The organism is Variovorax sp. BGA-UO-ETr-C22 (assembly GCF_059567965.1).
Map to the genome: position 1 here is coordinate 1,107,337 of NZ_JCAQPA010000010.1, position 13,583 is coordinate 1,120,919.

9 protein-coding genes are annotated in these 13,583 nt (G+C 69.5%); 2 read left to right on the forward strand and 7 right to left on the reverse strand.

Going from position 1 to position 13,583, the window contains the following annotated elements:
• The first annotated feature begins 137 nt into the window (after nucleotides 1-137).
• Nucleotides 138-935, forward strand: coding sequence for an IclR family transcriptional regulator (locus AC57B8_RS18610; protein WP_070062752.1), 798 nt, complete (start codon nucleotides 138-140; stop codon nucleotides 933-935).
• 304 nt (nucleotides 936-1,239) lie between these two features.
• Here AC57B8_RS18610 and AC57B8_RS18615 read toward each other — a convergent pair whose 3' ends face one another.
• From AC57B8_RS18615 to AC57B8_RS18640, 6 genes are all read right to left on the reverse strand, one after another.
• A complete protein-coding gene (locus tag AC57B8_RS18615) occupies nucleotides 1,240-1,986 on the reverse strand; it encodes a lysophospholipid acyltransferase family protein (protein WP_139704793.1) in 747 nt (248 codons plus the stop codon).
• A 58-nt stretch (nucleotides 1,987-2,044) separates the two neighbouring features.
• Nucleotides 2,045-3,328 (reverse strand): dihydroorotase, encoded by a 1,284-nt coding sequence (locus AC57B8_RS18620; RefSeq protein WP_496480380.1) that lies wholly within the window; start codon nucleotides 3,326-3,328, stop codon nucleotides 2,045-2,047.
• Nucleotides 3,329-3,467: 139 nt separating this feature from the next.
• Nucleotides 3,468-4,430: an aspartate carbamoyltransferase catalytic subunit gene (locus AC57B8_RS18625; RefSeq protein ID WP_056577783.1), complete on the reverse strand. Its 963-nt coding sequence runs from the start codon at nucleotides 4,428-4,430 to the stop codon at nucleotides 3,468-3,470.
• On the reverse strand, nucleotides 4,430-4,927 hold the full coding sequence (gene pyrR / locus AC57B8_RS18630) for a bifunctional pyr operon transcriptional regulator/uracil phosphoribosyltransferase PyrR (RefSeq protein WP_496480381.1): 498 nt from the start codon (nucleotides 4,925-4,927) through the stop codon (nucleotides 4,430-4,432). The genes AC57B8_RS18625 and pyrR overlap by 1 nt, the downstream gene beginning before the upstream one ends.
• Nucleotides 4,924-5,358, reverse strand: a complete 435-nt coding sequence (gene ruvX, locus AC57B8_RS18635) for a Holliday junction resolvase RuvX (RefSeq protein ID WP_139704798.1) — start codon at nucleotides 5,356-5,358, stop codon at nucleotides 4,924-4,926. Before ruvX ends, pyrR begins: the two co-directional genes overlap by 4 nt.
• Before the next feature lie 8 nt (nucleotides 5,359-5,366).
• The gene (locus AC57B8_RS18640; RefSeq protein ID WP_062479100.1) at nucleotides 5,367-5,966 is read right to left on the reverse strand and encodes a YqgE/AlgH family protein; all 600 of its coding nucleotides are present in this window, start codon (nucleotides 5,964-5,966) and stop codon (nucleotides 5,367-5,369) included.
• On the opposite strand from AC57B8_RS18640, the gene AC57B8_RS18645 reads away from it, so the two are divergent.
• The gene (locus AC57B8_RS18645; protein WP_496480382.1) at nucleotides 5,967-7,469 is read left to right on the forward strand and encodes a cryptochrome/photolyase family protein; all 1,503 of its coding nucleotides are present in this window, start codon (nucleotides 5,967-5,969) and stop codon (nucleotides 7,467-7,469) included.
• A gap of 68 nt (nucleotides 7,470-7,537) precedes the next feature.
• On the opposite strand, the gene AC57B8_RS18650 is transcribed toward AC57B8_RS18645, so the two are convergent.
• Nucleotides 7,538-13,558 carry a hybrid sensor histidine kinase/response regulator gene (locus AC57B8_RS18650; RefSeq protein WP_496480383.1) on the reverse strand — a complete coding sequence of 2,007 codons (6,021 nt, stop codon included), beginning with the start codon at nucleotides 13,556-13,558 and terminating at the stop codon, nucleotides 7,538-7,540.
• Nucleotides 13,559-13,583 lie beyond the last annotated feature (25 nt).

Genomic DNA, 13,583 nt, shown 5'->3' on the forward strand with positions numbered 1-13,583 from the left:
TAGGCAGCGATGTTGATATGGTCAAGTCGTTTAGTTACTATCAGATGATCAGTCATCGTCGATTGAACACGACAATATCAGTAGAAACCCTGATGGCTATACTCGCTCCCACTCTCAACCCCCACGCCGGGCGCCCCATGGAAAAGCCAAGACGTGGCATTCAATCCGTCGAAATCGGAACGCAATTGCTGGTCGCGCTCGGCCGGCACGTGGCGCCCATGGCGCTGCGCGATCTCGGCAAGGCCGCCGGCGTGCCGGTCGGCAAGGCGCATCCCTACCTGGTGAGTTTTCTGAAGGTCGGCTTCGTGGTGCAGGACGGCACCGGCCGCTACGAGCTGGGCCCGCTGGCCCTGCAGCTGGGCCTGGCCAAGCTGCAGCGGCTCGACCCGATCAAGGAAGCCTCGCCGCTCATCGAGGCGCTCGCGTCGGAGACCGAACAGAGCATCGCGGTCGCCGTCTGGGGCAACTTCGGGCCGACCGTGGTGCGGCTGGAAGAACCGATCCACCCGCTGCACGTGAACCTGCGCACCGGCACCGTGATGTCGCTGGCCTACACGGCCACGGGCCGGCTGTTCGCGGCCTACCTGCCGCCGAAGGTGGTGGAAAAGATGATGCTCGAAGACCTGGCGCGCACGCGTCCGGCCGACGGGCGCGGCGCCAGCGAAGAGCTGTCGAAGTCGCAGATCGAGGCGCTCCTGGTCGAGACGCGGTTGCACGGCATCTCGCGCACGCTGGGCCAGCCGATTCCGGGCATCGACGCCTTCTGCGCGCCGGTGTTCGACTCGACCAACAACCTGGTGCTGGGCATCACGGCCATGGGCCCCGAGGCCACCTTCGACAGCGACTGGAACGGCCGCGTGGCCGTGCCGCTGAAGGCCTGCGCACTCGAAATCTCGCGCCGCCTGGGCTTCGTGCCCACCGACGAAGCGGGCTGAACCGCCGGCCCGTGCCGTGTAGGCAGGCGCTCACGCGCTTGGTTTGCCTTATCCCGCACGCGCGGGCCGCAGACGCGGCCACCGTGGAGGCCTACCTACCTCACGGAGACCGGTCATGAAAAGCATCATCCTTTGGCTCTGCGGCGTCCCGCTGATCGTGATCATCGGGCTGAAGGTGTTCGGCATTCTCTGACCGGCCACGCGCCACGGCGAACGATCCCGCTTCCTCCTCACGGCGCTTCTTGCGTCGTTACAGCGCCCCTCCCGGGGCGCTTTTTTTGCGGATCGATCCGGTCAGTGCCGCTCAGTGGGTATCGCGGCGCAGCTGCTGCACGTCTTCATGCAGCGAATGCGCCCAGCTGCGGCGTTCGCGGCTGTACGAAGGCTGCGGCTCGCCGAAGCGCACGATGGCCAAGAGCGGCGGCGCGCGCAGCGTGTTCCACACCGAGGCCAGCAGGTTGTCGTCGTCGATGTAGCGCGGCGCCTGGCTGGTCTCGCCGGTGGCGGCGTCGGCAAAGCGCAGCGCGGCCGGGATCACCGGCGCGCCCGAGGAAATCGCGGCCTGCAGCAGGTTGGCATGGAACGGCAGCAGCCCGCGCCCGTCGCTCGTGGTGCCTTCGGGAAACACGCCGATCAGGTCGCCGCCGCGCAGCGCCTCGGTCATGTGGTGCACCACGCGCATGGCGTCGCGCCGGCGTTCGCGCTCGATGTAGAGCGTGCCGGAGCCGGTGGAGAGCGTGCCGATCACCGGCCACTGCTTGACGTCCGACTTCGACACGAAGCGCACATGGCGCGCCGCATGGATGGCGGTGATGTCGAGCCATGAGAGGTGGTTGCAGATGAGCAGCGCCGGCCCGTGCGCGGGCGGCTCGCCCTGCACGCGCAGCGTGACGCCCATGATCTGCAGCATGCGCGCCGACCAGGCCTGCACGCGCGCGTTGCGCTCGTCCTGCGGCAGGCGGGGGAAGGTGAAGCGGATCGTCCACCAGCCCGACAGCGCATGCGAGGCCGCATGCAGCAGGCGCCAGCCGGCCTTCAACGAGTGCAGCATCTGGACGCGGGCCCTCTTCTTCTTTTTGACGGCGTGCCGTGTGGCGGGCGGCTGTCGCTCAGCCGTGCACGACGCGACCGGCCACCAGCGTGTGGCGCGCGCGCCCCTGCATCGGGTAGCTGGAGAACGGCGTGTGCTTGCCCTGGCTGCGCAGCGCCTCGGGCACCACCTGCCATTCGAGCGACGGATCGGCGATGCACAGGTCGGCCACGCCGCCCTCGGCGATGCGGCCGATGCCGCTGGCCGCATCGGCCGCGTTCAGCAGTCGCGCCGGCGCCGAGGTGACCACCTCGATGGCGCGCGCCAGACCCGCGCCGCTGCGCTCGCCCCACTGCAGCGCGAGCGGCAGCAACAGTTCGAGGCCGGTGGCGCCGGGTTCGGCTTCGGCAAAGGGCAGCGTCTTGGCGTCGGCCTCGACCGGCGTGTGGTCGGACACCAGCGCGTCGATGGTGCCGTCGGCCAGCGCGGCCGAGAGCGCGTCGCGGTCGCCCTGCTGGCGCAGCGGCGGGTTCAGGCGCGCGCGGCTGTCGAAGAAGCCGATGTCGGTGTCGGCCAGGTGCAGCGAGTTGATGCTGACGTCGCAGGTGATCGGCAGGCCCCGCGCCTTCGCCTCGCGCACCAGCGCCACGCCGCGGGCGCTGGAGATGCGGCACAGGTGCACGCGCGCGCCGGTGCTCTTCATGAGCTCGATGATGGTGAAGATGGCGATCGTCTCGGCCGCCACCGGCACGCCGCCCAGGCCCAGCCGCGTGGCGAGCGCGCCGCTGGCGGCGACGCCCTTGCCGAGGTCGCGGTCCTGCGGACGCAGCCACACGGTGTAGCCGAAGGTGCTGGCGTACGACAGCGCGCGCTGCAGCACCTGCGTGTCGGCCAGCGGCACGTCGGCCTGGCCGAAGCCGATGCAGCCGGCCTCGGTGAGCTCGGCCATCTCGGTGAGCACGCCGCCGGCGAGGTTGCGCGTGAGCGCGCCCAGCGGGAACAGGCGCGCGCACTGCAGCTTTTCGGCGCGGAACTTGAGCATCTCGACCAGGCCGGGCTCGTCGAGCACGGGGTCGGTGTCGGGCGGGCACACGAGGCTGGTCACGCCACCCGCGATGGCCGCGGCCATTTCGCTTTCGAGCATGCCTTCGTGCTCGTAGCCCGGCTCGCGCAGGCGCGCGGCAAGGTCGACGAGGCCGGGCGTGACGATGCAGCCCGTGGCGTCGAGGGTGCGCTCGGGCTTGAAGCCCGCCGGTGCGCGCCCGATGCCCGCGATCTTGCCGTCGGCGATGGCGATGTCGGTGGGCTTGTCGGTGCCCGAGGCGGGGTCGACCACGCGGCCGTTGGTGATGAGGATTTTCATGCGTCTGTACTTCCGGTGGCAGTCAGGGCCTTTTCGGGAAACACCGTGGAACCGGCTTTGCCGGGCCACTGGTGTTGCCCCCGGTAGGGGGTTGGCGAAGCGACACGAAGTGCGCGAAGACTGGGGGCGAGCAACATGTCTATGCTTCGTTCCCTGCCACGATGCTCATCACGGCCATGCGGACCGCGATGCCGAAGGTGACCTGCGGGAGGATCACGCTCTGCTTGCCGTCGACCACGGCGGAGTCGATCTCCACGCCGCGATTGATCGGGCCCGGGTGCATCACGATGGCGTCGGGCTTGGCCAGCTGCAGCTTTTCCTGCGTGAGGCCGAAGGTCTTGAAGAACTCCTGCGACGAGGGCAGCAGCGCGCCGCTCATGCGCTCGTTCTGCAGGCGCAGCATGATGACGACGTCGCAGTCCTTGATGCCTTCTTCGAGCGTGTGGCACACGCGCACGCCCATGCCGGCCATGTCGGCGGGCACCAGCGTCTTGGGGCCGACCACGCGCACTTCGGCGCAGCCGAGCGTGGTGAGCGCATGGATGTCGGAACGCGCCACGCGCGAGTGCAACACGTCGCCGACGATCGCGACCGTGAGGTTCGAGAAGTCTTTCTTGTAGTGGCGGATCGTGTACATGTCGAGCAGCCCCTGCGTCGGGTGCGCGTGGCGGCCGTCGCCGGCGTTCACCACGTGCACGTGCGGCGCGACGTGCTGCGCGATCAGGTACGGCGCGCCCGACTCGCTGTGGCGCACCACGAACAGGTCGGCGGCCATGGCGCTCAGGTTGGCGATGGTGTCCAGCAGCGACTCGCCCTTGGTGGCCGAGGAGCGCGCGATGTCCAGGTTGATGACGTCGGCACTCAGGCGCTTGGCCGCGATCTCGAAGGTGGTGCGCGTGCGCGTGCTGTTTTCGAAGAACAGGTTGAACACGCTCTTGCCGCGCAAGAGCGGCACCTTCTTCACCTCGCGGTCGCTCACGCTCGTGAAGTTGGCGGCCGTGTCGAGGATGTGCGTGACGATGTCCTTGGGCAGGCCCTCGATCGACAGCAGGTGGATCAGCTCGCCGTTCTTGTTGAGCTGCGGGTTTCGCTTGTAGAGCATTACTTGTTGTCCTCCACCTTGAGGCTGAAGGCGCCGTCGTCGGCGCGTGCGAGGGCTAGCAATTGGGTGTTCGGCAACGTGAGCGTCGTCGCGGCGAAGTCGGCTGCAACAGGCAACTCGCGGCCACCGCGATCCACCAGCACGGCGAGCCGCACGCAGGCGGGGCGGCCGAAGTCGAACAGCTCGTTGAGCACAGCGCGGATCGTGCGGCCCGTGTAAAGCACGTCGTCGAGCAGCAGCACGTCAGCGCCGTTCACGTCGAAGGGCAGCGCGGTCTGCGCGCTGGCCGAGAGGCCGCGGCGCGCGAAGTCGTCGCGGTGCATGGCCGACGAGATGACGCCGGGGGCGCCGGCCAGGCCCAGGTCTTTTTGCAGGCGCTCGACCAGCCAGGCGCCGCCGGAGGTGATGCCCACCAGTTTCGTCTCGGGGCGCATCAGCGCCTTCACGCCGGACAGCAGCGTCGTGTAGAGCGCTTCGGCATCGGGGATTGAACTCACGGGAGACTCCTCAAAAACTGTTCCAGGATGATGCAAGCGGAGGCGGCATCGGCATCGCGGGCGCCGGACGACAAGGCCTCGGTGGTGCTGTAGCGCTCGTCTACCTCGAACACCTGGAGATTGAAACGGCCGCGCAGCTGGCGCGCGAACTTCTGCGCGCGGCGGGTGTTCTCGTGCGGGGCGCCGTCGGGGTGATAAGGCACGCCGACCACGAGCGCGTCGGGCTGCCATTCCTTGATACGGGCCTCGACCTGCGCAAAGCGGGCGTCGGCCCCCTCGGCCTTGATGGTGGCCTGCGGGGTCGCCGTGCGCAGCAGCCGGTTGCCGCTGGCCACGCCGGTGCGCTTGGCGCCGAAGTCGAAGGCCAGGAAGCTCTGGAAATGCGCGGAAACGGGAACGGAAGCAGGGGCGGATGCAGGCGCGTCGGACATGACGTCGCTCATGCGTGGCCCGCGTCGGGGGACAGCGTCCAGGCTTCGAGCCCCAGCAGCATCAGCGCCTTGTCGTAACGCTTTTCCACCGGCGTGTCGAAGATCACGGCCGGGTCGGCCAGCACGGTGAGCCAGCTGTTCTCGGCCAGTTCGGACTCCAGCTGGCCCTCGCCCCAGGCCGAATAGCCCAGCGAGACCAGCACCTTGCGCGGGCCGGCGCCGGTGGCCAGGGCCTCCAGCACGTCCTTGGAGGTGGTCATTTCGAGCCCGCCGGGGATGGTCATGGTCGAGGCGTAGACCGATTCCTCGGGCTTCTCGGCCTGGGTGAACACCGGCTCGTGCAGCACGAAGCCGCGCTCGGTCTGCACCGGGCCGCCCTGGAAAACGGGGGCCTCGCCCAGCTCGGGGCGGGCCAGGTGCAGCTCGATCTTCTCGAACAGCACCTTGAGGTTGATGTCGCTGGGTTTGTTGATCACCAGCCCGAGCGCACCGCGCTCGCTGTGTTCGCAGAGGTAAACGACGCTGCGGTTGAAAGTTTTGTCTTCCATCCCCGGCATCGCGATCAGAAAGTGATGCGTCAGGTTCATCGGGGCAGAATCGGCAGCCATATGCCCCCGATTTTACTGGCCGTCGACAAGACCTATCCCAAAGGGCTCATGTGGTTTCGCCGGGACCTGCGGGTGGACGACAACGCGGCGCTGTACCGGGCGCTGCGGGCCTGCCGGCAGGTGGTCTGCGTTTTCGTGTTCGACCGGGCGATCCTGGACGCCCTGCCCCGGGCGGACCGGCGGGTCGAATTCATCCGCGAATCGCTGGTGGAGCTCGAAGCCGAGCTGCGCGGCCTGGGCAGCGGGCTCATCGTGCGGCACGCGGTGGCCGCCGAAGAGATACCGGCGCTGGCCCACACGCTCGACGTGCAGGCGGTGTTCGCCAACCGCGACGACGAGCCCGACGCCCTGGCGCGTGACGCCCGCGTGCTCGGCGCGCTGGCCAACACGGGCATCAGCTTCCACACCTTCAAGGACAGCACGGTCTTCGACCGCGACGAGGTCATGACCAAGGCCGGGCTGCCCTACACGGTGTTCACGCCGTACAAGCGGGCCTGGCTGGCGAAGGTGGATTCGTTCTTCCTGAAGCCGTACCCGGTGCGCAGCCACGCCGACGCGCTCGCGCCGCCGCCCCCGGCCCTGGGCGGGCCGGTGCCCACGCTGGGCGAGATCGGCTTCGAAAGCACCAACCTCCAGACGCTGGAGATTCCCACCGGCACACGCGGCGCGGGCGCGCTGTTCGAAGACTTTTTCGAGCGCATCGACCGCTACGACGAGGCGCGCAACTTCCCGGCCGTGCGCGGCCCCAGCTACATGGGCGTGCACCTGCGCTTCGGCACGGTGTCGATCCGCCAGCTGGCCAGCGTGGCGCACCAGCTGGCGCTGCAGGGCAACACCGGGGCCGCGACCTGGCTCAGCGAGCTGGTCTGGCGCGACTTCTACTTCCAGATCCTGGCGCACTTTCCGCACGTGCACGCGAACGGCGAATCGAAGAGCTTCCGCCCCGAGTACGACAAGATCCAGTGGCACCACGGCAAGCACGCCGACCAGCTGTTCGACGCCTGGTGCGAGGGCCGCACCGGCTACCCGCTGGTCGATGCGGCGATGCTGCAGATCCGGCAGAGCGGCTACATGCACAACCGGCTGCGCATGGTGGTGGCGAGCTTCCTGTGCAAGGACCTGGGGCTGGACTGGCGGCGCGGCGAGCGCTACTTCGCGCTGCACCTGAACGACTTCGAGCTGGCCTCGAACAACGGCGGCTGGCAGTGGGCCAGCTCGACCGGCTGCGACGCCCAGCCCTACTTCCGCATCTTCAACCCCGTGACGCAGAGCGAACGCTTCGACCCCGAAGGCAAGTTCATCCGCCGCTACCTGCCGCAGCTCGCGGGCCTGTCGAACGTGGCGATCCATGCGCCGTGGATGGCGTCGCCGGTCGAGTTGGAGGCAGCGGGCGTCAGGCTGGGCGAGAACTACCCGAAGCCGGTGGTGGACCACGCCGAGGCGCGGGAGAAGACCATGCAGCGCTATGCGGCGGCGCGCGCCAAGGCCCTGCAAAAGCCGTAACCCAAGAAAAAAGGGCCCCGAAGGGCCCTTTTCTTTTGCGCGCCGACTGCCGGCGCGGCCGAGGCCGATCAGGCCACCGCCAGCGCGGCCGGCTCGCTCGTGTACGCACGCACCAGGCGCAGCAGTTCCTCTTCCGAGTACGGCTTGCCCAGGTAGTGGTTCACGCCCAGGTCGCGGGCGTACTCGCGGTGCTTCTCGGCGATGCGCGAGGTGATCATGATGATCGGCAACTCGGCCAGGGCCACGTCGGCGCGGATGTTGCGGGCCAGGTCGAAGCCGTCCATGCGCGGCATCTCGATGTCCGACAGCACCACGGCCGGGCGCTCCTGCTGCAGGCGCTCGAGCGCCTGCAGGCCGTCGGCCGCGAGCGACACGCGATAGCCTTCGCGCTGCAGCAGACGCTGCGTGACGCGGCGCACGGTGATGGAGTCGTCCACCACCAGCACGAGCGGGATCTGCGGCACCACCGGGGCAAAGGCGGCCGGCGTCTGCGGCGCGCCGGTGTCCACCGAAGCGGCATGCGTCGGCGCGGCCAGCGCGGCGGTCTGGCGCGCACGCGCCTGGTCGCCGTGCACCGCGGCCAGCGCCACCGGGTTGTAGATGAGCGCCACCGCGCCCGAAGCCAGCACCGAGATGCCAGCCAAACCGGGCAGCCGCGCGAGCTGCGGGCCGAGGTTCTTCACCACGACTTCCTGGTTGCCCAGCACTTCGTCCACGTGCAGGGCCACGCGCTGCGCCGCGCTTCGCACGATCACCAGCGTGTTGTTCTTGGTGGCGGCGTGCTCGCTGCGGATGGAATGCTGCAGCAGCGCGCCGGCCCAGTAGAACGGCACCTGCTCGCTGCCGAAGGCGAAGCTGTGGTTCAGGTAGGCGGCCTCGAGGTCGGCACCGCTCACGCGCTGCACGAGTTCCACGAGGTTCGACGGCACGCCGATCGAAACCTCGCCCGCGCGCAGCATCACCACGTGCGTCACGGCGGTGGTCAGCGGCAGCACCAGCTTGAAGGTGGTGCCCTGGCCCGGCGTGCTGTGCGTTTCGATGCGGCCGCCGAGCGCGGCGATCTGCGCGCGCACCACGTCCATGCCGATGCCGCGGCCGGCCAATTCGGACACCTGCCCGGCCGTGGAGAAGCCGGGCTTGAAGATCAGCTCGGTGGCTTCTTCGGGCGACAGCTCCTGGTCGGGGCCGAGCAGGCCGAGGGCGCGGGCGCGTTCGGCGATGCGCTTCTGGTCGAGGCCGGCGCCGTCGTCGCGGAAGCTCACCGACACGTCGTTGCCTTCGTGGTGCAGGTCGATGACGATGAGGCCGCTGGCGTCCTTGCCGGCCTTCTCGCGCGCCGCCACATCCTCGATGCCGTGCGCCACGCAGTTGCGCAGCAGGTGTTCGAAGGCGGGCGTCATGCGGTCGAGCACGCCGCGGTCCATTTCGATGGAGCCGCCGACGATGTCCAGGCGCACCTGCTTGCCGGTGTCCTTCGAGGCCTGGCGCACCACGCGGTAGAGGCGGTCGGAGATGCCTTCGAACTCCACCATGCGCGTGCGCAGCAGGCCGCGCTGCAGTTCGCGGGTCTGGCGTGCCTGCACGCTCAGGTCGTCTTCCGTGGCCTGCACGGTCTTTTGCAAGGTGCGCTGCACGGTGGCCACGTCGTTCACCGACTCGGCCATCATGCGCGTGAGTTCCTGCACGCGGGTGAAGCGGTCGAACTCGAGCGGGTCGAAGCTCTGCTGCGAATCCTTGGCTTGCGCCAGGCGCGACTGCATCTGGCTTTCGGCCTGCACCTCGATGTCGCGCAGCTGCTGGCGCAGGCGGTCGAGGTTGCCCGTGAGGTCGGCCAGCGAGCCGCGCAGCTGGCCCAGTTCGGCCTCCAGGCGCGAGCGCGTGATGATGACCTCGCCGGTCTGCGCGACCAGGCGGTCGAGCAGCTGGGTGCGGATGCGAACGGCCTGGCCCGAGGCCGCGCGCAGCGGTGCGAGCAGGGCCGGCGCGGGGCGCGGCAGCAGGGACGACGGGGCTTCCACGGCGGATTCGGCAGAAGCCGCTTCGGCCTGGTCGTCGTTCGCCGACTCGCGCACCTCGGGCGCCGCCTGCACGCGCTGGATGGCGGGTGCGGTCGGGCTGGCGGTGGCGATCAGCTGGGCCACCTCGACCTGGGCGGCGTCGTCGGCCGCGCGCAGGGCGTCGAAGGTGTGTTGCAGCGTGTCCAGGCGCGTGAGCAGCTTCTCGATGTCGGCCCGCTCCGCCCCCTGGGAGCCCAGCAGTTCGATCTCGGACTCCATGCGGTGCGCGCGCTCGCCCAGGCGCATGGCGCCGGCCAGCCGTGCGCTGCCCTTGAGCGTGTGCAGCGTGCGCAGCACCGAGGCGCGCGGCGCGGCGTCGTCGGGGTGGTGCGACCACTGGCGCAGCGCCTCGCCCAGCTGGGGCATCAGTTCGGCGGCCTCTTCCTCGAAGATCGGGAACAGGTCGACGTCGACCGCATCGGCCAGGTCGATGGCGTCTTCGTTGTCGTCCAGTACCACGTCGGCAAAGGCGTCGTTGGCGACGACCTGCTTGGGCAGCAGCGTCTCGAAACGGGCCGCGGCAATTTCGGGCGGCATCGGCGCGGCGGCGATTTCGCGCAGCGCCTGCAGCGTGGCTTCGGACGGATCGCGCAGGAAGCCGACGGCGAACTGGTGCAGCAGGCGACGCAGCTCGTCGGCCGCGGCGACCAGCACGACGCCCTGCTCGCGCGTGCCGCTGCCCTGCATCTGCAGGTGCTGCAGCGCCGATTCGAGCAGGCGGGCCATGCCCGACAGGCTGTGGAAGCCGACGGTGGCCGAACTGCCGGCCAGCGAGTGGGCCAGCGCAATGGTCGAGTCGGGCAGGCGCTCGTGGGTTTCGAGCGCCCATTCGCCGACATCGGTCGCCAGCTGGCGGGACCACTCGTCGGCTTCGTTGAGGTAGACGTTGTACAGCGCGATGCCGATGCGCAACGGGCCGATCACCTTGACCTGGTCTTCGGCGCTCGGCGCGATGGAAGACTCGGGCTCGAGGACCGCCTCGGCCAGCACGGGCTCGGGCTCGGACACGGGTTCCGGCTCGGCCACGACGGCTGCTGGCAGCTCTTCGACGACAACGGGGGCTGGGGCTTCGGGGGCGACTTCGATGGCCGCCGACACAGGTTCCGGCTCCGGCTGCAGTTCTTCGACCGGCACGTCCAGCGCCGGCAGTTCTTCGGCGGCCTCGATGACCTCGACAGGTGCCACCGTCTCGGCGACAGGCTCTGCGGCAGCCAGCGGCAGCGGCTCGGGCGCCCATTCGAGATCGGGCAGGCCCGACGCGGTCGGCATCGTCGCTTCGATTTCCGGGGCGGGCTCGGGCTCGGCGTGCGAGACGGCGGGCTCGGCCGGTGCATGCGTCTTCGGGGGCGCGAGGAAATCGAAATCGTCGCCGCTGGGCAGCACGTCGAGCGGCGCGGGCGCGGTGCTCTGCTTGCCCTCGAAGTCGAGGAAGTCGGTGGAGGCGAAATCGTCGTCGGGCTCGGGTGTGACAGGCTTGGTCGGTGCGTGTGGCGCTTCTTGCGCCTGCTGCCAGTCGGAGAAGTCCAACGTGGCGTCAGGGGCTGCGACATCTTGCGGCGTCAGCGACAGGTCGGGGAGCTCCGGCAGCGGGATCGGCGCCGGCTCGGCGGCGATGTGGCGCGCGGCCACGGCGAGTGCTTCGGCATCGGCCACGCGCACCGGGGCGGGCACGGGCTCACCGGCCAGCAGCGCATTGGCCACGCGGCTGAACGGCGCCGAGTGCCAGGTGCCTGCATCGCCGGCGGCGATGGCTTCGACCCACTGGCTGAAATCGCGCAGCATGCGCTCGGTGCTCGACAGCAGCTCGGGCGTGGCATCGCGCTGGTCGGCCAGCCAGGTGTTGAGCACCTGTTCGAGCGACCAGGCGGCGTCGCCGAAGTCGGTGAGGCCGACCATCCGCGAGCTGCCCTTGAGCGTGTGGAACGCGCGGCGCAGGATGGTGAGTTCTTCGGTGTCGCCGGGACGGTTGCCGAGCGCGGCGATGGCGGCCAGGCCGTTGCCCACCACTTCGCGGGCTTCGTCCAGGAAGATGTTCTGCAGGTCGTCTTCTTCGAGCTCGGTGACCTCGGTGTCGGGCAGCGCCGACGGGCCCGTGATCTTGGTGGTCCAGCTCTCGGCCTTACGACTGAATTCCTCCAGCGGCGACGGCTTGGTCTTGCGATTGGGCGTCGCCAACGCGGCGAGCTTGGAGGCGATCTGCGCGTCGACCTCCTCGATGCTGAGCACGGGCTCGGCGGCCGGTGCGGCGGCGCCTTCGGCCGGGGCCGCGGCATCGATGGCCTGACGGCCCATCAGCGGCTTGAGTTCGCCCGCTTCGGCATCGAACACGAACAGGCGCTTGGCCAGCGCGGGCTGGTAGCCCAGCATGTCGATGAGGAAACCCAGCGCGCCCAGGTTGTTGCCGAGCGCGTCGAAGGTGGCCATTTCCTCGACGGGCGAGCGGTTGACCTGCAGCATCTGCTCGACGTCGTCGCGCATGCGTTGCACGGTGTGCGCGGCCTGCTCGAGCCCCAGCACCGAGAACACGCCACGCATCTGCATGAGCTGGGTGGGCACGGTGCGCAGCAGCGGCTTTTCGGCGGGGCGGCGGAAATACTGGTCGAGCGACTTCTCGAGTTCGCTCAGGTGGCTGCGCAGCTCGTCGACCACGGTGCCCATGGTCTGGCGGTCGCTCACGCGGCGGTACAGGTCCTCCATCCACGGCTCGAGCGGCTCGGAACGGCCGCCGTCGCGCACGCGTTCGATGCGGCCGGCCAGCTGCAGCGTGCGGGCCGTGAGCTGCGGATCGCTGGGATCGAGGTCTTCGAGCGCGGCTTCGAGGTACAGCACCGAGGTGGCGACTTCCATCGCCAGTTCGGTGTCGGGCGGCTGGCCGGAACGCACCGAGGCGTCCACGGCGTGCGTCAGCGCCTGCACCATCGGCTGGCTCGGCGGGTGCAGCTTCAGCAGCGATTCGCCGAGCTGCGCGAACGTGTCGGCCACCTGCCGCGTCCGCGTGATGTCGCCGCCCGAGAGCGCCGACCACATTTCCTTGGCGGTCTCGATGCGCTTGCGCGCCTGCAAGAGCACCAGCGGGTCGAAGCGGCCGAACTGCACCACGGTGTAGTCGACGCGCGGTTCTTGCGTCACGCCCCAGGCGCTGCGCACGGTGCGCAGCGTGGCGGCGTCGTCCTGCGCGCCGGGCACGGCCTGGGCGCAGAAGAACAGCAGGTCCTGGCCGAGGCGGTCGGACACGACGCTGTCGCCGCGCGCCAGCGTGGCGTACTGCAGCAGCACGCGCGAGGCGGCGCGCTTGACGTAGGTGTCGGCGGGAATCAGGCCCAGCGCGAGGGCTTCGAAGAAGCCCGCGGCCAGCGTCCAGAAGCTCGCGACGCGCGGCAGCAGCGCACCGCGCCCGAGCCCCAGGCACAGCGCATGCAGCCGTCGCGCGGCCTGCGCGTCGCCGCTCTTGACCAGTTGCAGCACTTCGCGGTCGAGCCGCGAACGCACGGCCGGGTCATAAGCGAGCGCGGCTTGCGTGAGGGCCGGCTTGACCTCGACCCAGCGCCAGGCGGTGCTCCACAGGTCCGCCGGATGGACGCGCTCATTGCCGCCCAGCTCCAGCACGTCGCGGTACTGCGGAAACAGCGCCACCGACGACACGGCCTTGCCGGCCAGCAGTGCGCTGAGGAAATCGGTGACGGCGAAGCCGGCACGCTCGATCTTGTGCACGGCACTCTCGGTGCAGCGCTGCGGCTCGGCGATGAAGCCCTGCACCGCGAATTCGATGGTGCCCAGCACCAGCGCAGGCGAGCTGTGGCCCACCATCTGCAGCGCGCCGACGGCCTGGTGCAGTTGCTGGCGGGCCATTTGCAGCGGACCGCTCTCGGGCTCCGTGGCACTGCCCACGTCGCGCACGAAACGCCGCAGCGACTTGCCGACACCGTCGAGGGACTTCTGGATTTCTCCCAGCACCCAGGCCAGCGGCCCGAGGTCTTCGGTGGCCGGCATGTTGCCGGCGAGGGGGGCCGTGGCAGGGGTTTGAATCGACACGTGGTTGCTCGCCGTTCTTATCTAT